This window comes from Nigerium massiliense (genome assembly GCF_000826085.1).
In the GTDB taxonomy this organism is placed as follows: Bacteria; Actinomycetota; Actinomycetes; order Propionibacteriales; family Propionibacteriaceae; genus Propioniciclava; species Propioniciclava massiliense.
In genome coordinates, this window is sequence record NZ_CCYM01000001.1 from 1 (window position 1) to 21,586 (window position 21,586).

Genomic DNA, 21,586 nt, shown 5'->3' on the forward strand with positions numbered 1-21,586 from the left:
GCCAGCGTTCGTCCTGAGCCAGGATCAAACTCTCCATCGAAAAAACAAAGAGCAAGACCATGACAAAAAACCAGAAAAACTGGCATCAATCACTAATCAATCACTCAAAGAAACCTGTAACCCAACCACAAAAGCCAGGCACGAGGCAACACACAAACTGACAAACAGTCTGTGCAAAAAATGGCATTGACTTATAGACACGCTGTTGAGTTCTCAAACTTCCGAAGCACACCAAGCCGAGGAACTAATTCCTACCGCTCGGGGCGACTTGAATTACTTTATTGGAGCGAGATCGTCGAGTCAAATCGAAGATTCTTTCTCCGTTCCGGCGTCACCGATTGGTCGAGCATCCGCCTTCACGACGTAATGTTCGCTTCTTCGATGAGTTGGGATCGGCGCCGGATCGCGGTCGAACCGGTCTTACTCGGCTCGCCCGCCTCTTCCAGGCGCTTGACTTACTTTAGGAGGTTCGTCCCGCCAAATCAAATCGACTGACTCCCCTGCCCCGACCGCTTCCCCGTGGGCTCCACGAAGGCAAAACCTGCGCTTGAGCGTGTGAGGTGCTTGGTCGACCCCGGGTTCGTCCGGTCCGCTCTCGCGCCCCGTCCGTGTCACCCGAAGGCTTAGAAGACACTACGCGGGTGACAGCCGGAAGTCAAGGTGGACCGCCACGTTCCCGTCGGGACCCCGCGGGCCACGTCCGCCTCGGAGCTCAGCGCTCCACCACCACGGCGCCCACGGTCTTCTTGCCCCGCCGCGTGACGACGTAACGACCGTGCAGCAGGTCTTCGGCCTGCAGGGTCGCGTCGACGTCGGTCACCTTGTCGTTGTTGACGTAGGCGCCGCCCTCGGCGATGGCACGCCGAGCCGCCGACTTGCTGGCGACGACGCCCGACTCCGTCAGCACGTCGACCACGAGGGGCAGCTCCTCCCCTGCGGTCACGACTGGCGCCTTGAGCTCCGTGCTCACCGCGGCCAACACATCGGGGGCGAGGTCGCGCAATTCGGAGCGTCCGAAGAGCGCATCGGCGGCCGCCTGTGCCGCGCGGCGTTGCTCTTCCCCGTGCACCAGGTCTGTGATGTCGTCGGCGAGAGCCCGCTGGGCAACCCGCAGGAACGGTTTCTCGGCTTGTTGCGCCGCGATGTCCTCGATCTCCTCGCGCGGGCGTTCGCTGAACACCTTCAGGTAGGACACGACCATGGCGTCCTCGGCGTTCAGGAAGTACTGGTGGAACGCGTACGGCGATGTCATCGCCGGATCGAGCCACACGGTGCCCGACTCGGTCTTGCCGAACTTCGTCCCGTCCGCCTTGGTGAGCAGTGGCGTCGCCAACGCGTGCACATGCGCGCCTTCCGAACGCCGAATCAGATCCACGCCCGCGGTGATGTTGCCCCACTGGTCTGAACCGCCGGTCTGGAGCGTGACGCCGTGTCGGCGGTACAGCTCTCGGTAGTCGAGCGACTGCAGAAGCACGTAGCTGAATTCGGTGTAGGAGATGCCCGACTCGAGCCGGCTCTTGACCACCTCGCGGTCGAGCATGCGGTTCACCGAGAAGTGCTTGCCGATGTCGCGGAGGAAGTCCAGCGCGGAGATCTCGGCCGTCCAGTCGAGGTTGTTCACCAGCCTCGCGGCGTTCGGCCCCTCGAGGTCAATGAGCCGTCCGACCTGAGAGCGGATGCGCTCGACCCAGCCCGCGACGACGTCCACGTCGTTCATGACACGTTCGCCCGCCTGCTTTGGGTCGCCGATGAGGCCCGTGGAGCCGCCGACCAGCAGGATCGGGCGGTGTCCAGCCCGCTGCAGCGCACGCTGCACCATGACCTGGACCAGGTTGCCCATGTGGATGGATGGCGCGGTGGGGTCGAAGCCCACATAGGAAGAGATCGGCCCCTCGTCCAGGTGGGCGCCCAGGGCGTCCAGGTCGGTCGAGTGGGCGATCAGCCCACGCCAGGAGAGTTCGTCGATCACTGCGTTCACGATGAGTCACCCTAGCCGACCCCGGCCGGCTCACCCCTCGCTGTTCGGCTCCGCCTGCCAACGCAGCTCGGCCGCGGCGGGTTCCTCGCGCGGCGTCTCGTCCGGCCCCTCGATCCACTCCGTGATCGCGTCGATGGCGTCCAGCACCTCGTCGAGTTGCTCCTCGACCCGGACGCGGGCGGTGCCGCCGCGTCCGTCCCTGGCGTTGATCGAGCCGTCGACGCTCAGGACCGACAAGACACCCTCGCCGATCCGCTCGTCGATTCGCGGCAGGTCGTCGGCCCTGAGGTCGTACAGCTCCTTGCCGTGCTCCTCGCAGTACCGCACTGCCTTCCCGGAGATTTCGTGAGCCTGGGCGAACGGGACGCGCTGACGCACCAGCCAGTCCGCGACGTCGGTGGCCAGCGAGAACCCCTCGGGCGCCCGCTGGGCCATCCGCTCGGGCTGGAACCGCAGGGTGCCGATCATCCCGGCCATCGCCGGCAGCAGCACGCGCAGTTGATCGAGCCCGTCGAACAGGGGCTCCTTGTCCTCCTGGAGATCGCGGTTGTACGCGAGCGGCAGCCCCTTGAGGGTGGCCAGCAGCCCGGCCAGGTTGCCGATCAGGCGTCCTGCCTTACCGCGGGCCAGTTCGGCGACATCCGGGTTCTTCTTCTGCGGCATGATGGACGACCCGGTCGACCAGGCGTCGTCGAGCTTCGCGAAGCCGAACTCGACGGTCGACCACAGGATGACCTCCTCGGAGACCCGGGACAGGTCCACGCCGATCATCGCCAGGACGAACGCCGCCTCGGCGACCAGGTCGCGCGCGGCCGTCCCGTCGATCGAGTTCGGCACCGAGGAGTCGAACCCCAACTCCGCCGCGACGAACTCCGGGTCGAGGCCCAGCGACGTCCCGGCGAGCGCCGCCGACCCGTACGGGGACACGGCCAGCCGCTTGTCGAGGTCGCGGATGCGTTCGACGTCGCGAAGCAGCGGCCACGCGTGGGCCAGCAGGTGGTGGCTCAGCAGCACCGGCTGGGCCGACTGCAGGTGCGTCCGGCCCGGCATCGGGACGCCGAGGTGCGCGCGGGCCTGGTCGTGCAGCGCGACGACGACCTCCTGCACCCCCGCGGCGACGACGCGCAGCTCCTCGCGCAGGTAGGACCGGATGAGGGTCGCGATCTGGTCGTTGCGGGAGCGGCCGGCGCGCAGGCGTCCGCCCAGCTCGGGACCGACCCGCTCCATGAGACCGCGCTCGAGGGCACCGTGGACGTCCTCGTCGGTCTCGGCCGCGACGAACGCGCCCGAGGCGACGTCGGCGTCCAACCGGTCGAGGCCCGCCAGCATGCCCGCCAACTCGTCGTCGGTGAGCAGCCCGGCGCGGCGGAGCGCCTTGGCGTGCGCCCGCGAGCCGGCGATGTCGTGGTGCGCGAGCCGCCAGTCGAATTGGGTCGACTTGCTCAGCGCGAACATCGCGTCCGCGGGGCCGCCGGCGAACCGTCCGCCCCATAACCGTCCCTCAGACTGCGCCATGATCACCCTTCGCTTCTTGAGATCTGCACCAACTGGGCGGCCACCTCGGCGCCGCCCTCGGGGTCGCGGGTCACGATCAGGATCGAATCGTCACCCGCGATGGTGCCCAGCACGGCGTCCCAGCCGACCCGGTCGATGGCCGAGGCCAAGTATTGTGCAGCGCCCGGCGGAGTCTTGACCACGACCAGATTCGACGAGGCCTCGGCGCCCACCAGCACCTCCCCACACAGCCGGTGCAGCCGCTCCTTGGCTCGGCTGCCTCCGCTCCCGGGGGACTCCGAGTTCGCGGCCAGGGCATACGCGAGTTCCCCGTCGGCGCCCCGCACCCGCAGGGCGCCGACGTCGACGAGGTCCCGCGACAACGTGCCCTGCGTGACCGTGAATCCCTCATCCCGCAGCAGCGTCGCCAGCTCACCCTGCGACCGGATGGGCGAACGGTTCAGCAGCGCCGCGATGCGGGCCTGACGTGCTGCCTTGGTTTGCGGGGCGTTCACCGCCCACCCTCGACGAGGCCGGCGAAGGCGGCGACGAACGGCTCGAGCTCCTCGGCGGTGATCGTCAGCGGAGGCGCCAGCCGGATGACGGAGGGACGCGGCGCGTTGACGATGAATCCCGCGTCCTGGGCGCGCTGCTGGACGTCCGGGGCGATCTCCTCGGCGAGGACGACGCCGCGCAGAAGGCCGCGACCGCGGACAGCGGACACCCCCGGGACGGTGGCCAGCTCATCGGCCAGCCAGTCGCCCACCTGCGCCGCGTGGCGGAGCAGCCCGTCACGCTCGATCACGTCCATCACGGTCAGGGCGACGCGCGCGGCCAGCGGATTGCCGCCGAACGTCGTGCCGTGCTGGCCCGGGGTCAGGAGCGTGCCGGCCTCGCCGAGCGCCACGCAGGCACCGATCGGGAAGCCGCCGCCGAGGCCCTTCGCGGACGTCACCAGGTCGGGCGTCACCCCTTCGGCGTGGTGCGCGAACCACTCGCCGGTGCGGCCCATGCCCGACTGCACCTCGTCGAGCCAGAGCAGGGCGCCGGCCTTCGCGGTGATCTCGCGGGCGGCCGACAGGTAACCCTGCGGGGGCTCGACGACGCCGTTCTCGCCCTGGATCGGCTCCAGGACGACCGCGGCGACCGTGTCATCGACCGCGGCGGCCAGGGCGTCCGCGTCGCCGTACGGGACGAACGTGACGTCGCCGGGCAGCGGGTCGAAGGGCTCGCGGTAGGCGGCCTTGTGCGTCAGCGCCAGCGAGCCCATCGTGCGGCCGTGGAAGGAGCCCTCGGCGGCGACCATGCGGGTGCGTCCCGTCCGGCGGGCGATCTTGAACCCCGCCTCGTTCGCCTCGCTGCCGGAGTTGGCCAGGAAGACCCGCGTCTCGACGTCCGCCGAGCCCTTCACCAGCGCCCCGAGACGCTCGCCGAGCTCGATCTGCGGGACCGTCGTGAAGAAGTTCGACGTGTGCATCAGCTTGCCGGCTTGGTCGGCGATGGCCGCGACCAGGTCCGGATGTGCGTAGCCGAGGGAGTTGACGGCGATGCCGCCCAGCAGGTCGAGGTAGCGGCGCCCGTCCACGTCGTAGACGTAGACGCCCTCGCCGCGGTCCAACACGAGCTTCGGCGTGCCGAACGTGTTGATGAAGGAGGCGCCGTAGCGCGCCAGGTAGTCCGCGGACGCGGTCATGCGATCACCGCCGTTCCCAGACCGTCGTCGGTCACCATCTCGAGCAGGAGGGCGTGCGGGTCGCGGCCGTCCAGCACGGTCGCCTGGGACACCCCGCCGCGGACGGCGCGCAGGCACGCCTCCATCTTCGGCACCATGCCCGAGGCCAGGCTGGGCAGCAACTCGGCGAGCTCGTCGGCGTGGATCATGCGGATGACGTCCTCGCTGTTGGGCCAATCGGCGTACAGGCCTGCCACGTCGGTGAGCACGATGAACCGCTCGGCACCCAGCGCCACGGCCAGGGCACCCGCGGCGGTGTCCGCGTTCACGTTGAAGATCTCGCCGTCCTCGTCGGGGGCGACGGTCGCGACGACCGGGATGCGGCCGGCGTTGACCAGGTCGAGCACGGCGTCGGGGTTGACGTGGACCACGTCTCCCACCTGGCCGAGGTCGAGGTGCTCACCGTCGACGACGAGGTCGCGGCGCTGCGCGGTGAACAGGCCGGCGTCCTCACCCGAGAGGCCCACCGCGAGCGGGCCGTGGGCGTTCAGCAGGCCGACGAGCTCGCGTCCCACCTGGCCGACGAGCACCATGCGGACCACGTCCATGGCCTCGGGCGTCGTGACACGCAGGCCGGCGCGGAACTCCGAGTCGATGTCGAGCCGCTTCAGCATGTGCGAGATCTGCGGGCCGCCCCCGTGCACGACGATCGGGCGGACGCCGATGCGGCGCAGGAAGACGATGTCCTCGACGAACGCGCGCTTGAGTTCGTCGTTGATCATGGCGTTGCCGCCGTACTTGATCACCATGATGCTGCCGGCGTAGCGCTCCAGCCAGGGCAACGCCTCGATGAGCGTGGCTGCCTTGGCCAGCTGTTCCGCCTTCGCGGTGCTGTGCATTTTCGCTGTGTGGGTGGTCATGAGGAGTACTCCGCGTTCTCCTTGACGTAGTCGTACGTCAGGTCGTTGGTCCAGATGGTGGCGGACGCCTCGCCGGCGCCCAGATCGGCGACCACCTCGACCTGGCGATCTGTCAGATCGACCAGCGAGCGGTCTTCCCCGAGCCCGCCGTCGGCGAACACGGTGACCCCGTTGAACGTGACGCTGACGCGCTCGGGGTCGTAGGCGGCCGAGGAGGTGCCGGCCGAGGCGAGCACGCGGCCCCAGTTGGGGTCGTTGCCGTAGATCGCGCACTTGAAGAGGTTCGACCGCGCGATGCACCGGGCGACGTCGACGGCGTCGTCCTCGGTGGCCGCGTGGTTGACGATCACCGCGACGTCGTGGGACGCACCCTCGGCGTCGGTGATGAGCTGGCGGGCCAGCGAGCCGCAGACGTCGGTGAGGGCGGCCGTGAACTCGTCGGCGTCGGGCGTGACGCCGCTCGCGCCGGAGGCCATCAGGATGACGGTGTCGTTGGTCGACATGCAGCCGTCGGAGTCCGTGCGGTCGAACGTGACCCGCGTGGCGGCGCGAAGCGCCTTGTCGGCGGCCTCGGAGTCGAGATCGGCATCGGTGGTGATGACCACGAGCATGGTGGCCAGCGCAGGAGCCAGCATGCCGGCTCCCTTCGCCATCCCGCCGACGCTCCAGCCGTCCGAGCCGGCCGCCGAGGCCTGCTTCGAGACGGTGTCGGTCGTCATGATCGCCTCGGCCGCGCTGGCGCCGTTCTCCTCGCCCAGCTCGGACGCCGCGGCGGTGATCCCGGCCGCGACCGCGTCCATCGGGAGGCGGACGCCGATGAGCCCCGTCGAGCACACCGCGACGCGACGGTCGGTGGTGCCGACGGCCTGCGCCGTCAGCGCCGCCGTCATGGCCGAGTCCGCGAGGCCGTCGGCGCCGGTACAGGCGTTGGCGCCGCCGGAGTTCAGCACGACGGCATCCAGCTCGCCGGACGCGGTGACCTGCCGGCTCCAGACCACCGGCGCGGCCTGGAAACGGTTGGACGTGTAGACGGCCGCGGCCGTCCTGCGCGGACCCGTGTTGACCACGAGCGCGAGGTCGCGGCGTCCGGTCGCTTTGATGCCGGCCGCGACGCCTGCGGCCTGGAAGCCCTGGGCTGTGGTGACGCTCACGGTGCCACCGCCACGGTGGTGAGGCCGGCGTCCTCGGGCAGGCCGAGCGCGAGGTTCATCGACTGGATGGCCCCGCCCGCGGTGCCCTTATAGAGGTTGTCGATCGCGGCGATCGCGACGAGGCGGTGCGCGGCGGCGTCCACGGTGACCTGCACCTGGACGTTGTTCGAGCCCACCACGGCGGCGGTCTGCGGCCAGACGCCCTCGGGCAGCACGGTGACGAACTGCTCATCCGCGTACGCGGCGACGTAGGCCTCCCGCGCCTGGTCGGCCGTGGTCGCGGCGTCCGCGAGCGGCGCGGTGACCGTGGCGAGGATGCCGCGGGTGGTCGGCACGAGCACCGGCGTGAACGACAGGCTGGGCTCGGCGGCGCCGAGCAGGCGCAGGTTCTGCAGGATCTCCGGCGTGTGGCGGTGGACGCCCCCGACGCCGTAGGCGCTGACGTTGCCGATGGCTTCGGCGCCGAGCAGGTGCGGCTTCAGCGACTTGCCCGCGCCCGACAGGCCGGACGCCGCGACGACCACGATGTCGGAGCCGGTCACGAGGTCGGCGGTCACCGCGGGCAGCGCGGCGAGGGTCGTCGCCGTCGGGTAGCAGCCCGGCACCGCGATGCGCTTGGTGACGGCCAGCTTCTCCCGCTGCCCCGGCAGCTCAGGCAGGCCGTAGGGCCACGTGCCGGCGTGGTCGGTGCCGTAGAACTGGCGCCAGGCGTCGGCGTCGGCCAGGCGGAAATCGGCGCCGGAGTCGATGATCAGGACGTCGTCGCCGAGCTGAGCGGCGATCTCGGCCGAGGTGCCGTGCGGCAGGGCCAGGAAGACGACGTCGTGGCCGGCCAGGTTGGCGGCCGTGGTGTCGAGCACCTCCCGGTCGGCGAGCGGCGCCAGGTGTGGATGGTGGGCGCCGAGCGGCGTCCCGGCGGACGACTTCGCGGTGAGCGCTCCGATTTCAACGTCGGGATGCCCCAGCAGAATCCGTAGAATCTCCCCCCCGGCATAGCCGGTACACCCCGCGACAGCAATATTTATGGTCACGTTCAACAGCATTCCGAGCTTCGCATAGTCATGCAAGCCAGATCCGGGGCACGGACGGGTGACTTGGAAAAAAGGCCCTGACCGGGTCCCCTCCCGTGGTGACCGCCGGGGCCTCTCAGCCGTCGAGCCGGGAGAAGTTCATGGTGTGGACGACGAGTTCGCCGGACTCGTCGCATTCGTCGAGGTCGACCACCGCCTCGATCGACCAATCGCGGTTGCCCTCGGGGTCGTCGATGATCTGCCGGACGTCCCACGTGCGGCCGCGCTCCGTGATGACCAGCATCGCCGGGCCACGGGCGTCGGGGCCGGTACCGATCTCGTCGTGTTCGTCCCAGTAGTCGCCGAGCGCGTCGTCCCAGCGCTTGCGCGTCATCACGACCCGCTGCCCGGTCTCGAGTTGCGCGAGGGCGTCCACGTCGTCGTCCGCGCACAACTCGACGCGGCGGAACATCGCGTTGCGGACGAGAACCCTGAACGCGCGCGCGTTGCCGGTGACCGGACGCGTGGGCGGCGCGACGTCCTCGGGCTGGGTGTCCGCGACGTCGCCGCTCATCGCGGTGAGCTCGGCCCACTCGTCCAGCAGCGAGGAATCGGTGAGGCGGGTCACCTGCCCGAGCCACTCGATGATGTCGGTGAGCTCGTCGGTCCGCAGACCCTCCGGCACCGTCTGCCGCAGGGCGCGATAGGCGTCCGACAGGTAGCGCAGCAACAGCCCCTCGCTGCGTTGCACCTTGTAGAACGCCACGTACTCGCCGAACGTCATCGCGCGCTCGAACATGTCACGCACCACCGACTTGGGGCTCACCGGCGTCTCGAGCAGCCACGGGTGGGAGGAGACGTAGGCGGTGTAGATCTCGTCCAGCTCGTCGGCCAGCGGGCGCGGCCACGTCACCTCGTCGAGGATCTCGACCCGCTCCTCGTAGTCGTAGCCGTCCGCCTTCAGCTCGGCGACCGTCTCGCCGCGGGCCCGGAACTGCTGCTGCACCAGCACCGTGCGCGGGTCCTCCAGCGTCGACTCGATGACGCTCACCACGTCGAGGGCGAACGTCGGCGACTCGTCGTCGAGGCGTTCCATCGCGGCGAGCGCGAACGCCGACAGCGGCTGGTTCAACGCGAAGTCGCGCTGCAGGTCGACGGCCAACGCGTAGCGGCGTCCGCCCGGGGTCGGCTCGTCGAGCCGCCGGACGACCCCAGCCGCGATCAGCGCGCGCCCCATGCCCGCGGCGCGCTTGATGAGGCGCCGCCGCACGGACAGGTCGGGGTGCACCGAATCGATCAGGCGCATCAGGACGTCCCCGGTGTCCTCGTCGCGCTGCAGCAGGTTCAGCAGCATGCCGTGCGTCACCCGCATGCGCGCGTGCAGTTCCTCAGGCTCGCTCTCGATGAGCTTGCTGAATGTCGCCTCGGTGTAGTTGACGAAGCCCTCCGGCGGCTTCTTGCGCCGGACGCTCTTGAGCTTCTTGGGGTCGTTGGCGTGCTTCGCGACGATGCGGGCGTTCTCGACCTCGTGCTCGGGCGCCTGCGCGACGACGTAGCCGACCGTGTCGTAGCCTGCGCGGCCGGCACGGCCGGCGATCTGGTGGAACTCACGGCTGCGCAGGATGCGCTGGCGGCGCCCGTCGAACTTCGACAGGGACGCGAACAGCACCGTCCGGATCGGGACGTTGATGCCCACCCCGAGCGTGTCGGTGCCGCAGATGATCGCCAGCAGCCCGCGCTGGGCGAGTTGTTCGACGAGGCGGCGGTACCGCGGCAGCATGCCGGCGTGGTGGACGGCCACCCCCGCGTGCAGAAGTTTCGACAGGGTCTGGCCGAACCCCCCGGCGAACGTGAACCCGCGCAGCGCCTCGTTCAGCGCCGCGCGCCGGGACTTGTCGACGATGCCGGAGCTCAGCAGCGCCTGGGCGCGCTCGACGGCCGCGGCCTGCGTGGAGTGGACGATGTAGACGGGCGCCTGGTGCGACTCCAGGATCTCCGCCACCGTGTCGTGCAGCGGGGTCATGGCCCAGTTGTAGACGAGCGGGACGGGGCGGGTGACGCCGCCGATCACCGACGTCGTGCGCTGCGTCGTGCGCTCCAGCGCGGACGCCAGGCCGGTCACGTCGCCGAGGGTGGCCGACATGATGACGAACTGCGCCTGCGGGAGCTCGACGAGCGGCACCTGCCAGGCCCAGCCGCGGTCGGGGTCCGCGATGAAGTGGAACTCGTCCATGATCACCTGGTCGACCTCTGCCCCTCGACCCTCGCGCAGGGCGATGTTGGCCAGGATCTCCGCGGTGCAACAGACGATGGGCGCGTCCGGGTTCACCGAGGCGTCCCCGGTCACCATGCCGACGAGCTCGGCGCCGAAGGTGGCGCACAGCGCGAAGAACTTCTCCGAGACGAGGGCCTTGATCGGCGCTGTGTAGTACGTCCTGCCGCCCGAGGCGAGCGCGACGAAGTGCGCCGCGGTGGCGATCATCGACTTGCCCGAGCCCGTCGGCGTCGTGACGATCACGTTGGCGCCGGCGAGCACGTCGATGAGCGCCTCGTCCTGGTGGGGATACAGGGTCAGGTCCTGCTCCCCCACCCAGCCGACGAAGGCGTCGTAGAGGGCGTCCGGATCCTTGCCGCCGGTGGCGGGCATGCGGTCGGTGAGCGTCACCGGCGCCCCTCCTCGTGCCGACGGCGCGTCACGCGCTGCGCAGGACGGCGCCGAACCGGTCGGACGCCGCCTTCACCGCGGCGTCGCGCGCAGCGGTGACCTCGGCCTCCTTCAGCGTGCGATCGGGCGCGCGGAAGCGCAGCGCGAACGCGACGGACTTCTTCCCCTCGGGCACCGGCGCGCCGGTGTAGATGTCGAAGACCATGACCGCCTCGAGCAGGTTCCCGGCCCCCTCGCTGACAGCCTGGGCCAGGCTCGCCACGGGCACGGACGCGTCGACGATCAGCGCGATGTCCTCCTTCGCGACCGGGAACCCGGACACGGGGGCGATCGAGCCGCGCCCGGCGAACAGCGACACCAACAGGTCGAGGTCGAGCTCCGCCGCGGCCGTGCGCTCGGGCAGGCCGAAGGCCGCGACGACCCGCGGGTGCAGCTCGCCGGCATACCCCACGACCGTGCCCCCGACGCTCAGGCGGGCGCACCGCCCCGGGTGCCAGGGCATCTGGTCGGCGGCCGTGCGGGTGAGTTGCAGGCCCAGGGCATCGGCCGCGAGGTCGGCGAACGCCAGCGCGACGCGCCAGTCGGCGGACACCGTGCGGCCGCTCCAGCCGCCGGTGACCCAGTCACCGGTCAGGACGACCGCCAGATGCCGCGGCTGGTCGGGCAGCGCCTCCTCGATCGCGGCGAGCTCCTCGTCGGAGGGGCGGCGCTCAACGCCCGGAAGCGGGGCGGCCTCCCGGCTCTTCGCCTCGAAGACGCGACCCGCCTCGTAGAGGGCGAGGTCGTCGTTGCCCCGCGACACGTTGCGGTGGACGGCCGCGAACAGGCCGGGCAGCAGCGACCGGCGCAGCAGCGGCGCGGTCTCGGCGAGCGGGTTGGCCAGCCGCACGGAGCGGTCGTCGGACGGCAGGCCGAGCTTGGCGCGTTCCTCGTCCGACGAGAACGGGAACGACAGCACCTCGCTGAAGCCGTTGGCTGCCAGCGCCCGGTTCAGGGCGCGGCGCAGCGTCTGCTCGGACGTGTAGCCGTGCCCGGTCGGCGCCATGGGGACGACCGACGGCAGGTGCTCCAGCCCGACCTTGGTGCCGACCTCCTCGACGTAGTCGTAGGGGTCACGCAGGTCGGGGCGCCACGTCGGCGGCTGCAGGGCGAGCGCGTCTCCGTCCACCGTGACCTCGACGCCGCTGCGGCGCAGGATCTCGACGACCCGCTCGGCGCTGACGTCCATGCCGAGGATGCGGGCGGGCAGCCCGGCGTCCATGCGGCCGGACGGCAGGGCATGCACCTCGCCGGCCACGGTCTCCTCGGCCGCGATCGTGCCGCCGGCCAGGGTCACGAGCAGGTCGGCGACCCGGTGCGCGGCGGCGTAGGCCGCGCCCTGGTCGACCGTGCGCTCGAACCGCCGGGACGCCTCGCTGGACAGCTTGTGCCGGCGCGACGTGCGCGCGATCGTGACGGGGTCGAAGCTCGCCGCCTCGATGACGATCGAGGTTGTGTCCTCGCGCAGCTCGGTCGCCTCGCCGCCCATCACGCCCGCCAGGCCGATGGCGCCGGAGTCGTCCGCGATCACCAGGTCGGCCGGGTCGAGCGCGCGCTCGACGCCGTCGAGGGTCACGAGTTTCTCCCCCTCGTCGGCCTGCCGCACCACGATGGGCCCGGTCAAGGCGTCGGCGTCGTAGCAGTGGTTGGGCTGCCCGGTCTCGAGCATCACGTAGTTGGAGATGTCGACGCTGAGCGCGATCGGCCGCATCCCGGCGGCGACCAGCCTCCGGGTCATCCAGGACGGGGTCTGCGCGTCCGGATCGACGCCGGTGACGGTGAGCGCGACGAACAGCGGGCACCCGGGCGTCTCCAGGCGCACGGGGTAGCCCGAGCTGGTCGGCGCCGGGGTCACCAGCGCGACCGGGTCGGTGAAAGCGACGTCGAGCGCCTGCGCGGCCTCGCGCGCCAGCCCGCGGATGGACAGGCAGTAGCCCATGTCGGTGGTGACCGGCATGTCCAAGACGTCGTCGCGGACGCCCAAGGCGTCCAGCGCGTCGACGCCCAGCGTCCAGGGACGGCCGGCGTCGTCGGTGTCGCCGAGCACCATGATGCCGCTGTGGTCGTCTCCGATCCCCAACTCGTCCTCGGCGCAGATCATGCCGTCGGAGACGTGGCCGTAGGTCTTGCGCGACGCGATCGCGAAACCGCCGGGCAGCGTCGTGCCGGGCAGCGCGACCACCACGTGGTCGCCGGGCGCGAAGTTGGACGCGCCGCAGACGATGCCGCGCACGTTCGGAGCCGGGGTCTCGCCCTCGCGCAGCGGCTCCGGCGCCTTCTCGGGCGCGTGCTCGGCGCCGCAGTCGACGTGGCACCACCGGATGGTCTTGCCGTTCTTCTGCGGCTCCTCGACGAAGTCGACGACGCGTCCGATGACGAGCGGGCCGGAGATCTCGCCGCCGACGCTGTCGACGGCCTCGACCTCGAGCCCGGCACCGATCAGGGCGTCGCCGAGCTGCCAGCCGGTCAGCCCCGCGGGCAGCGCGGCGTGCTCGGAAATCCAACTCATCGGCGCCCTCATCGCGCCTCCCCCTTCAACGAACGGCTGAACCGGATGTCGCCCTCGACCATGTCGCGCATGTCCGCGGCGTTGTTGCGGAACATCAGCGTGCGCTCGATGCCCATGCCGAACGCGAAGCCCGAGTAGACGTCCGGGTCGACGCCGGCGGCGGCGAGCACCCGCGGGTTGACGACCCCGCAGCCACCCCACTCGATCCAGCCCTCCGAGCGGCACGTCCTGCAAGGCCGCTCGGGGTTACCCACGGACTCCCCGTGGCAGACGAAGCATTCCAGGTCCATCTCGGCGCTCGGCTCGGTGAACGGGAAGTAGTTCGGACGCAACCGGGTACGGATGTCGCCGAACATCGACGTCGCCAGGTGGTCGAGGGTGCCCTTCAGGTTCGCCATCGTGATGCCCTTGTCGACACAGAGCCCCTCGATCTGGTGGAAGACAGGCACGTGCGTCGCGTCGAACTCGTCGGCCCGGTACACCTTGCCGGGGCACACGACGTAGACCGGTAGCGGGCGGTCCAGCAACGAGCGGATCTGCACCGGCGAGGTGTGGGTGCGCAACAGCTGGTGGTTCTCGATCGGGTCGACGAACAGGGTGTCCGTGGTGCCGCGTGCCGGATGGTCGGCGTGGATGTTCAGCGCGTCGAAGTTGAGCCATTCGGCCTCGACCTCGGGGCCCTCGGCGATCTCCCAGCCCATCGCGACGAACACGTCGCTCATCAGGTCGATCAGGCCGGTGATCGGGTGGATCGCACCCGCCGGGTGCAGGTCCATGGGCAGCGTCACGTCGACGGCCTCGGCGACCAGTCGCTGGTCGAGCTCGGCGGCCGAGACGACCTCCTGCCGTGCGGCCAGCGCCTGGTTGACGCGGCCTCGGGCCTGGCCGATGCGGCGTCCGGTCTCCTTGCGCGCCTGCGGGGGCAGGGCGCCGATCTCCCGGTTGGCCAGCGCCAGCGGGGACTTTTCGCCGGTGTGCGCCGCGCGCGCCGCCTTCAGCTCCGCGACGCTGCCGGCCGCCTCGAAGGCGGCCAGCGCGTCCGCGACCATCTCCTCGACGGCCTCCTCGCTCAGGACGGCGACCTGCTTGGGGTCGTAGTTGTCTCCACGCCCGCTCATTGGGCTCCTCTTCTTTGCTTCTGGGTTCGTCACGCGGGACGGCTCAGGCCGCCCGCGGGCTCAGGCCTCCGGCGACGCGGGCGAGGCGAACTCGACCCGGCCGACGGACCGGACGTCCGACTGCGCCGGCGTCGGTGCGCTGTGACCGGACGCCGCCCCGCGGTTGCCGTTGTCGCCGCCGGATTCCGAGCGCTGCGCGCTCGCCGACGCGTACAGGCAGATCGCGGCCGCGGTCGCCAGGTTCAGGCTCTCGGCCTGCCCGTAGATCGGGACGGCGACGGTCTCGTCCGACAGCTCCAGGCTCTCCGAGGGCAGCCCCCAGGCCTCGTTGCCCATCACCCACGCGGTGGGGCGCTCGAGGTCGGACGCGATGTCGGTCAGGTCGACGCCGGCGTCGCCGTCGGTGGCGAGGATCTGCATTCCCGCGGCGCGGCACGCCTCGATCGCCGTCTCCAGCTCGGCGCCCACCACGATCGGCAGATGGAAGATGCTGCCCACGGAGGCGCGGACGACCTTGGGGTTGTAGACCTCGACGGAGTCGGAGCTGAGGATCACCGCGTCCGCACCGAAGGCGTCCGCGCACCGGATGACCGTGCCCGCGTTGCCGGGGTCGCGGATCTGGGCGCAGATGACGACCAGCGAGACGTCCTTGCGGGCGTGCTTCTTCTTCTCCTTGGCCGGGTTCTTGCGCTTGGTGCCCATCAGCTCGGAGAGCGAAATGTCGATGTTGTGCGCGACCGCGACGACGCCCTGGGGCGTGATCGTGTCGGAGATCGTCGCGAGGTTCTGCTCGCTGACGCCGTACACCGGCACTTGGCAGGCGCGGGCCAGGTTGAGGATGTCGAGGTTGTCGTGGACGTTCGCCCAGCGCAGGAACAGCGACTCGACCACGCCTTCGGCCTTCAGCGCCTCGCGCACCGCCTGGCGTCCCTCGACCAAGAAGCGGCCGAGCGACTTGCGGTCTTTGCGGCGCACCAGCCGGCGCGCTTCGCGCATGACGGCCTGCGACGGCTCGTCGAGCTGGATGCGTTCCTCGGTCATCGCTCCTCCATTCTCATCCCGACCAGCTTCCCACACGTTGAGCGACCGGCCGGACACACCTCGGGTTGCGAAACGAAGCGCGGCGCCCCGGGAGCCGAACTCTCCGGGAGCGCCGCGCGACGTGATGCGGGGGTTGCGGTCAGGCGGCGTTCGCCGGGGCGGCCGCCTTCGCGGCCTCGACCAGAGCGGAGAACGCCGTCGGGTCGGAGACGGCCAGCTCGGCCAGCATCTTGCGGTCGACCTCGATGCCGGCGGCCTTCAGACCGGCGATGAACCGGTTGTAGGTCATGCCCTCGGCGCGAGCCGCGGCGTTGATCCGCTGGATCCACAGCGAGCGGAAGTCGCCCTTGCGGTCCTTGCGGTGGGCGTAGTTGTACGTGTAGCTGTGGAGCAGCTGCTCCTTGGCCTTGCGGTACAGGCGGGACCGCTGGCCGCGGTAGCCGGACGCCTGCTCCAAGACCTCGCGGCGCTTCTTCGCCGCGTTCACTGCGCGCTTGACGCGTGCCATCTGTTACTCCTTCGTCGTCGTTCGTCGGCTCGCGCTCAGCGGGCCCGCTTGCCCAGCAGCTTGCGCGCGTTCTTGAGGTCCGCGCCGTCCACGGCAGCGTCGACGCTCAGCCGACGGGTGCGCTTGGTGGGCTTGTGCTCGTTGAGGTGGCGCTTGCCGGCCTTCTGTCGCATGAGCTTGCCGCTGCCGGTCACCTTGAATCGCTTCTTGGCACCGGAGTGCGTCTTCATCTTCGGCATTCGCCGCTCTCTTCCTTCTTGATGCCCGGCCTGCCTCGGCAGCCGTCCGGGACGGGTTCTTACAGGTCGATGTCGGGGTCCATGTTGTCGGCCGGGCCCCGGCGCTTCTTCGTGGCGGACTGGGCCGCGGCGCGGGACTCCGCGAGCTCGCGCTCCTCCGCCTCGTGGTCGGCGGCGCGGGTCGCGGCGCGCGCCTCCTTGTCCGCCTTCTGCTCGGCACGGGCCTCCGCCTTCTTCCGCGTCGGCGCCAGCACCATGAGCATGTTGCGGCCGTCCTGCTTGGGCGCGGACTCAACGAAACCGTCGTCGGAGACGTCGTCCGCGAGCTTCTTCAGCAGGTTGAAGCCGAGTTCGGGCCGGCTCTGCTCGCGGCCTCGGAACATGATGGTGATCTTCACCTTGTCCCCGGCCTTGAGGAAGCGGACGACGTGGCCCTTCTTCGTCTCGTAGTCGTGATCGTCGATCTTGGGACGAAGCTTCATCTCTTTGATGATGGTGTTGGACTGGTTGCGTCGGCTCTCGCGGGCCTTCTGGGCGGCCTCGTACTTGAACTTGCCGTAGTCCATGAGCTTGCACACCGGCGGACGGGCCTGCGGCGCCACCTCGACGAGGTCGAGATCGGACTCGCGGGCCAGGCGCAGCGCATCATCGATGCGGACGATGCCGACCTGCTCCCCATTGGGGCCGACCAGGCGGACTTCATTCACATGGATGCGGTCGTTGATGCGCGGTTCGTTGCTGATTGTTCCTCCAGTTGTCGTTGGATCGGGCGCCCGCCCCAATCAAAAAAGGGCCCCCACGCGCGTGGAAGCCCAAGCCGGCGGCACTCGCCCCGGACGAAACCGGGGGCACCGGGACCTCTCAGCCGCGGCCGAGCAGGTGGGAGCTTGGCGTCTCCACTTGCATCGATCGCCCCCAACAGGGGACGGACCCGTCCAGTGTAGCGCCGCGGGGGCGCGCAGGCCAACCGGGCGGGTCAGCCCGCCGATGGCCCGGGTTCGGCGTCCGGGTCGGCGGCGTTCGGGACCATCCAGCCGAACTCGCCGGCCGAGACCTCGACGAGCCGGTGGCCCTGCGCCAGCTCCGTGACCAGCGCGTGCTCGATCACCAGCGAATGCGGACCCTGCAGGTCGATCAGCACCACGCGGGAGCCGGTTTCCTCGGCGGTGGCCGCCACGTCGTCGAGCGTGCACGGAACGGGGCGAGCGTCCGGGTTCCAGTCGGTCAGCGCGTCCAGGCCAGTGAACGCGACGATGCCGCGGGAGCCGTCGGCGGCCTGCACCATGACCGCGGCCATCTCGGCCTGTCGGTCCGGGTCGGGGCCCGATCCCCCGTCGTCGCCGGTCGCGACGATCGGGAGCAGCAGCCGGGACGTGCACAGCTCAGCGACGGCGCGCAGGTAGGGCTCGTGTCCCCCCGAGTACGCCTGGGCGAGGGTCGCGCGGAGCGCAGGGTCGGGTTCCCCGCGGTCGTGGGCGAAGGAGGCGTTCGGCGAGAAGAGGGACTTCATGGCGTCCACGGTAGCGACCGATCACCGGACGCCGACGCGCGTCGGTGGTGACGCCGGGGCTGACCGCGTGGAACGCTGGGGGCGTGCTCAACTACCTCTTGATCGTCTGCGCCGGACTCAGCGCGCTCGGCCTCATCATCACCGTCCTGTGCTGGCCGCGCGCCCGCTGGCGCACCGTCATCGCCTGGCTGGGCCTCTCGCTGCTGCCGATCGCGCTGTACCTGGCGGGGCTGGCGCCGCTCCTGATCGACGCCTGGAACGTCCTCGTGGAATGGAGCCGCCAGCTGCCGTCCATGCCGGTGCAGATGGTGGGGGCGGCCCTCGGCGGCCTCGGCATCCTGCTGATCGTGATCAGCCGTTTCCTGCCCAGGCGGCCTCGCCGCCCGCGCGTGGAGCAGACGGAGCAGCCGCAGGAACTCACGCGGCGGCGTCCGGTTTACGACGACCCGGCGCAGCAGGGCCGGACGAGGTCGTACACCGGCGGATCGACCTCCTCGGCGAACGGCCGAACCGCGTCGACGTCCGGCGGCGCCAGCGCCGAGGACGCCGAAGTGGCCGACATCCTCAAACGCCGCGGCATCGAGTGAGCACGACTCGTCGCCCCACCGTGGTGGCGACGCGCCTCCCAGCGCCCTCGAACTCGGGCATCTGATCGACGCGGAGCGACGCAGACGCCCGCGCTGAACCCCCGCGAGATCGGCGTCGGGCAGCCCTGATCCTGGCTCGTCGTCAGCGCCCGCCGCCGAACGACCGCTGGGCCTCGCGGAGCGCGGCGACGATCGCGTCGGCGCGTGCTCCGTCGGTGCGCATGACCCCCATCAGGGCGAGCCTGCCGGCGGGGTCGTCCAGCTGAACGAAGGCCCACGGGTCGCCGGGTGCGAAGCGGAAGCCGAGGACGTCCGACCACGGACGGTGGTGGGTGCGCAGGCCGTTGCGGAAGTGCAGTCCGGACGCGTCGGCCCGGACGTAGCTGAGGCCGACCGTCCACAGGAACGCCAGGATGAACGCGAGGAAGAGCACCAACGTCCCCACCTGGAGCTCGGTGAACAGGTCCCGGATGTGTTGGGGGAGGGAGAACCAGCCCAGCAGGGAGCCGCCGACCAGGACGATGGTCCACGCCACGCAGTTGACGAGCACGACGCGGGGACGGCCGACGACCGCTCCGTCCGCGGTGCGGATGTCGAACATCAGCTCAGCCGACAGGCGGCGATGTCGGTGACGAGGATGCCTTCGGCGCCGACCTCCCACAGGTCGTCCATGATGACCGCGGCGTCCTTCGCCGGGATCATGGCCTGCACCGCCAGCCACCCGTCCCGGGCCAGCGGAGAGATCGTCGGGGAGTCGATGCCGGGCGTGATGCGGCAGGCGGCGTCGAGCTTGGCCGACTCCACGTTGTAGGCGATCATCCGGTAGCTGCGCGCCGTCATGACGCCCGAGATGCGCCGCTGCAGACGGGCCAGCCCGGGCGGTTCGGGGGCGCCCGCAGGCTGGATGAGGATGGCCTCGGATTCGAGGATCGGCGGGCCGAAGACGTCCAGCCCGGCGCGGCGCAGCGTGCTGCCGGTCTCGACCACGTCCGCGATGGCGTCGGCGACCCCGAGACGGACGGCGCTCTCGACCGCGCCGTCCAGGTGGATGAGGCGAGCGGTGATGCCGCGCTGGACCAAGAAGCGCTCCAGCAGGCCCGGGAAGGACGTCGCCAGCCGGCAGCCCTCCAGGTCGTCGAGCTTCCAATCGGACCCGCCGGGGGCCGCGAAGCGGAACTTCGTGCCGCCGAAACCGAGCGGCATGATCTCGGTGGCCTTGGCGCCGGAGTCGAGCAGCAGGTCGCGTCCCGTGACACCCAGGTCGAGCGTGCGCTCCCCCACGTAGACCGCGATGTCGCGCGGGCGAAGATAGTAGAACTCGACGCCGTTGGTCTCGTCGACGAGGACGAGGTCCTTGGTGTCGGTGCGCTGCTTGTAGCCGGCCTCACGCAGCATCGACGACGTCGACTCCGCCAAGGAGCCCTTGTTGGGCAGCGCGATCTTCAGGAGTGCGGGTTCGGGGGTCACGACCCCGACTCTACCGGGGGCGCTCACAGGTAGCGGTACACGTCCTCGAGCGTGAGACCTTTGGCGATCATCATCACCTGGACGTGATACAGCAGCTGCGACATCTCCTCGGCCGCCTCGGCGTCGGACTGGAACTCCGCCGCCATCCAGACCTCCGCGGCCTCCTCGACGATCTTCTTGCCGATGGCGTGGACGCCCGCGTCGAGTTCGCGCACGGTGCCCGACCCCTCCGGCCGCGTCCGCGCCTTGTCGGTCAGCTCGCTGAACAGCTCTTCGAAGGTCTTCACGGGTGAGCAGCCTAGCCGCCGACCTGCCGCGGCCCCGTCACGACCGCGGCCCGGTACAGCCCCGGCCCGGTAAGGCCTCAGCCTGGTACAGCCCCGGCCCGTTACCGCCCGAGCCCGGTCACAGCCGCACGCCGAGCAGGGCGTCCACCGCTCGGGCGTAGGACGCGGCGTTCTCGGCGGCGCCCTCGTGACCGGAGGCCGAGGCGACCCAGGCGTCCACCGCGGCCAAGGCGGCCGGGGCGTCCAGATCGTTGGCCAACGCAGCGCGGACCGCGTCGATCATCGGTTGGGCCGGTGGCGTCGCGGCGCCCAGGACGACGCGCCAGCGGGCGAGGCGGTCGCGGGCGGCGGCGAGGTCGGCGTCCGTCCACTCCCAGTCGTCGCGGTAGTGGTGGGCCAGCAGCGCGAGCCGGATGGCCATCGGGTCCTCGCCGGCCTTGCGCAACTGCGACACCAGCACCAGGTTGCCCTTGGACTTGCTCATCTTCTCGCCCTCGTAGCCGACCATGCCGGCGTGCACGTACGCGCGGGCGAAGGGCTCGCCCGTGGCTGCCGTCCCCTCGGCTGCGCACATCTCGTGGTGGGGGAAGATCAGGTCGGAGCCGCCCGCCTGAACGTCGAAGTTCTCGCCCAGGTACTCCAGGGCGATGGCGGTGCACTCGATGTGCCAGCCGGGGCGTCCCTGACCGAGGGTGGACGGCCAGCTCGGCTCGCCCGGACGCTCAAGGAGCCATACGAGGCAGTCGAGCGGGTCGCGCTTCCCGGGGCGCTCGGGGTCGCCACCGCGCTCCCCGAAGATCCGCAGCGCCGCCTCGACGTCGAGGTGGGACTCGGTGAGGAAACCGGGGGCCTGTGAGGTGGCGAAGTACCAGTCGGGGTGGTCGGCGTCGTCCACCTGGTAGATCAGACCGGTCGACTTCAGGCGCTCGATCAGGGCGACGACCAGGTCGATCGATTCCACCGCCCCCACGTAATGCGCCGGCGGCAGGATGTTCAGGGCGACCATGTCGGTGCGGAACAGCTCCACCTGCTCGTCGGCGAGGTCCTCCCATTCGACGCCGGTCTGCGTCGCCCGCTCGAGCAGGGGGTCGTCCACGTCGGTGACGTTTTGGGTGTAGGTGACGTCGAGCCCGGCGTCGAGCCATGCCCGTTGCAGGAGGTCGAAGGCCAGGTAGGTGTTGGCGTGGCCGAGGTGGGTCGCGTCGTAGGGCGTGATGCCGCAGACGTACAGTCGGGCGCTGCCCTCGACGGGGCCCGACTCGACGAGCGCGCCGGTGGCGGTGTCGTGCACCCGCGGACGTCCACCCCGGGTTTCCAGGGTCGGGACGGCGGGACGTGGCCAGGCCTTCATGGGTCTCCTCGCGGGTCGGGACGCGGCGGCCGCTCGGTCG

General features: G+C 70.5%; 21 protein-coding genes. 2 read left to right on the plus strand and 19 right to left on the minus strand.

Translation table 11 applies throughout. The annotated features are described in order from the left end of the window. The coding region (locus tag BN1187_RS14515) for a hypothetical protein (RefSeq protein WP_218184528.1) at window positions 1–190 on the plus strand (190 nt) is incomplete at its 5' end. Between the two features lie 522 nt (window positions 191–712). Here the strand turns inward: BN1187_RS14515 and tyrS are convergent. The 15 genes from tyrS to BN1187_RS00075 form a co-directional block, all read right to left on the minus strand. Further along, window positions 713–1,978, minus strand: coding sequence for a tyrosine--tRNA ligase (gene tyrS / locus BN1187_RS00005; RefSeq protein WP_040157345.1), 1,266 nt, complete (start codon window positions 1,976–1,978; stop codon window positions 713–715). Window positions 1,979–2,008: 30 nt separating this feature from the next. After that, entirely contained in the window at window positions 2,009–3,493 is a 1,485-nt protein-coding gene (gene argH / locus BN1187_RS00010; protein WP_082034431.1) for an argininosuccinate lyase, read from the minus strand. A gap of 2 nt (window positions 3,494–3,495) precedes the next feature. After that, window positions 3,496–3,987, minus strand: a complete 492-nt coding sequence (locus BN1187_RS00015; RefSeq protein WP_040157348.1) for an arginine repressor — start codon at window positions 3,985–3,987, stop codon at window positions 3,496–3,498. Continuing rightward, window positions 3,984–5,165, minus strand: coding sequence for an acetylornithine transaminase (locus BN1187_RS00020; protein WP_040157350.1), 1,182 nt, complete (start codon window positions 5,163–5,165; stop codon window positions 3,984–3,986). Before BN1187_RS00020 ends, BN1187_RS00015 begins: the two co-directional genes overlap by 4 nt. Next, the gene (argB, locus tag BN1187_RS00025; RefSeq protein WP_235750527.1) at window positions 5,162–6,064 is read right to left on the minus strand and encodes an acetylglutamate kinase; all 903 of its coding nucleotides are present in this window, start codon (window positions 6,062–6,064) and stop codon (window positions 5,162–5,164) included. The genes BN1187_RS00020 and argB overlap by 4 nt, the downstream gene beginning before the upstream one ends. Further along, on the minus strand, window positions 6,061–7,215 hold the full coding sequence (argJ, locus tag BN1187_RS00030; RefSeq protein WP_040157352.1) for a bifunctional glutamate N-acetyltransferase/amino-acid acetyltransferase ArgJ: 1,155 nt from the start codon (window positions 7,213–7,215) through the stop codon (window positions 6,061–6,063). Before argJ ends, argB begins: the two co-directional genes overlap by 4 nt. Beyond that, window positions 7,212–8,246, minus strand: coding sequence for an N-acetyl-gamma-glutamyl-phosphate reductase (gene argC / locus BN1187_RS00035; protein ID WP_040157941.1), 1,035 nt, complete (start codon window positions 8,244–8,246; stop codon window positions 7,212–7,214). The genes argJ and argC overlap by 4 nt, the downstream gene beginning before the upstream one ends. Before the next feature lie 115 nt (window positions 8,247–8,361). Next, window positions 8,362–10,872, minus strand: a complete 2,511-nt coding sequence (locus tag BN1187_RS00040; protein WP_040157944.1) for a DEAD/DEAH box helicase — start codon at window positions 10,870–10,872, stop codon at window positions 8,362–8,364. Between the two features lie 46 nt (window positions 10,873–10,918). Next, a complete protein-coding gene (gene pheT, locus BN1187_RS00045; protein WP_040157356.1) occupies window positions 10,919–13,450 on the minus strand; it encodes a phenylalanine--tRNA ligase subunit beta in 2,532 nt (843 codons plus the stop codon). Then, the gene (gene pheS / locus BN1187_RS00050) at window positions 13,447–14,556 is read right to left on the minus strand and encodes a phenylalanine--tRNA ligase subunit alpha (RefSeq protein WP_040157362.1); all 1,110 of its coding nucleotides are present in this window, start codon (window positions 14,554–14,556) and stop codon (window positions 13,447–13,449) included. The genes pheT and pheS overlap by 4 nt, the downstream gene beginning before the upstream one ends. Window positions 14,557–14,616: 60 nt before the next feature. Then, window positions 14,617–15,597 (minus strand): TrmH family RNA methyltransferase, encoded by a 981-nt coding sequence (locus tag BN1187_RS00055; protein ID WP_072041906.1) that lies wholly within the window; start codon window positions 15,595–15,597, stop codon window positions 14,617–14,619. A gap of 139 nt (window positions 15,598–15,736) precedes the next feature. Further along, the gene (gene rplT, locus BN1187_RS00060) at window positions 15,737–16,105 is read right to left on the minus strand and encodes a 50S ribosomal protein L20 (RefSeq protein WP_040157365.1); all 369 of its coding nucleotides are present in this window, start codon (window positions 16,103–16,105) and stop codon (window positions 15,737–15,739) included. Between the two features lie 35 nt (window positions 16,106–16,140). Further along, a complete protein-coding gene (rpmI, locus tag BN1187_RS00065) occupies window positions 16,141–16,344 on the minus strand; it encodes a 50S ribosomal protein L35 (RefSeq protein ID WP_040157368.1) in 204 nt (67 codons plus the stop codon). A 59-nt stretch (window positions 16,345–16,403) separates the two neighbouring features. After that, complete coding sequence (infC, locus tag BN1187_RS00070) at window positions 16,404–17,057, minus strand: translation initiation factor IF-3 (RefSeq protein ID WP_390620196.1); 654 nt, start codon at window positions 17,055–17,057, stop codon at window positions 16,404–16,406. Window positions 17,058–17,320: 263 nt separating this feature from the next. Then, on the minus strand, window positions 17,321–17,854 hold the full coding sequence (locus BN1187_RS00075; protein WP_072041920.1) for an SseB family protein: 534 nt from the start codon (window positions 17,852–17,854) through the stop codon (window positions 17,321–17,323). A gap of 83 nt (window positions 17,855–17,937) precedes the next feature. On the opposite strand from BN1187_RS00075, the gene BN1187_RS00080 reads away from it, so the two are divergent. After that, on the plus strand, window positions 17,938–18,441 hold the full coding sequence (locus tag BN1187_RS00080) for a hypothetical protein (protein ID WP_040157375.1): 504 nt from the start codon (window positions 17,938–17,940) through the stop codon (window positions 18,439–18,441). A gap of 142 nt (window positions 18,442–18,583) precedes the next feature. Here the strand turns inward: BN1187_RS00080 and BN1187_RS00085 are convergent, their stop codons facing one another. From BN1187_RS00085 to mshC, 4 genes are all read right to left on the minus strand, one after another. Further along, window positions 18,584–19,042: a PH domain-containing protein gene (locus BN1187_RS00085; protein ID WP_040157376.1), complete on the minus strand. Its 459-nt coding sequence runs from the start codon at window positions 19,040–19,042 to the stop codon at window positions 18,584–18,586. After that, window positions 19,042–19,908, minus strand: coding sequence for an ATP phosphoribosyltransferase (hisG, locus tag BN1187_RS00090; protein WP_040157378.1), 867 nt, complete (start codon window positions 19,906–19,908; stop codon window positions 19,042–19,044). Before hisG ends, BN1187_RS00085 begins: the two co-directional genes overlap by 1 nt. A 23-nt stretch (window positions 19,909–19,931) precedes the next feature. Beyond that, window positions 19,932–20,195 (minus strand): phosphoribosyl-ATP diphosphatase, encoded by a 264-nt coding sequence (locus BN1187_RS00095; protein WP_040157380.1) that lies wholly within the window; start codon window positions 20,193–20,195, stop codon window positions 19,932–19,934. Between the two features lie 118 nt (window positions 20,196–20,313). Then, on the minus strand, window positions 20,314–21,546 hold the full coding sequence (gene mshC, locus BN1187_RS00100; RefSeq protein ID WP_040157383.1) for a cysteine--1-D-myo-inosityl 2-amino-2-deoxy-alpha-D-glucopyranoside ligase: 1,233 nt from the start codon (window positions 21,544–21,546) through the stop codon (window positions 20,314–20,316). Window positions 21,547–21,586: the final 40 nt, after the last annotated feature.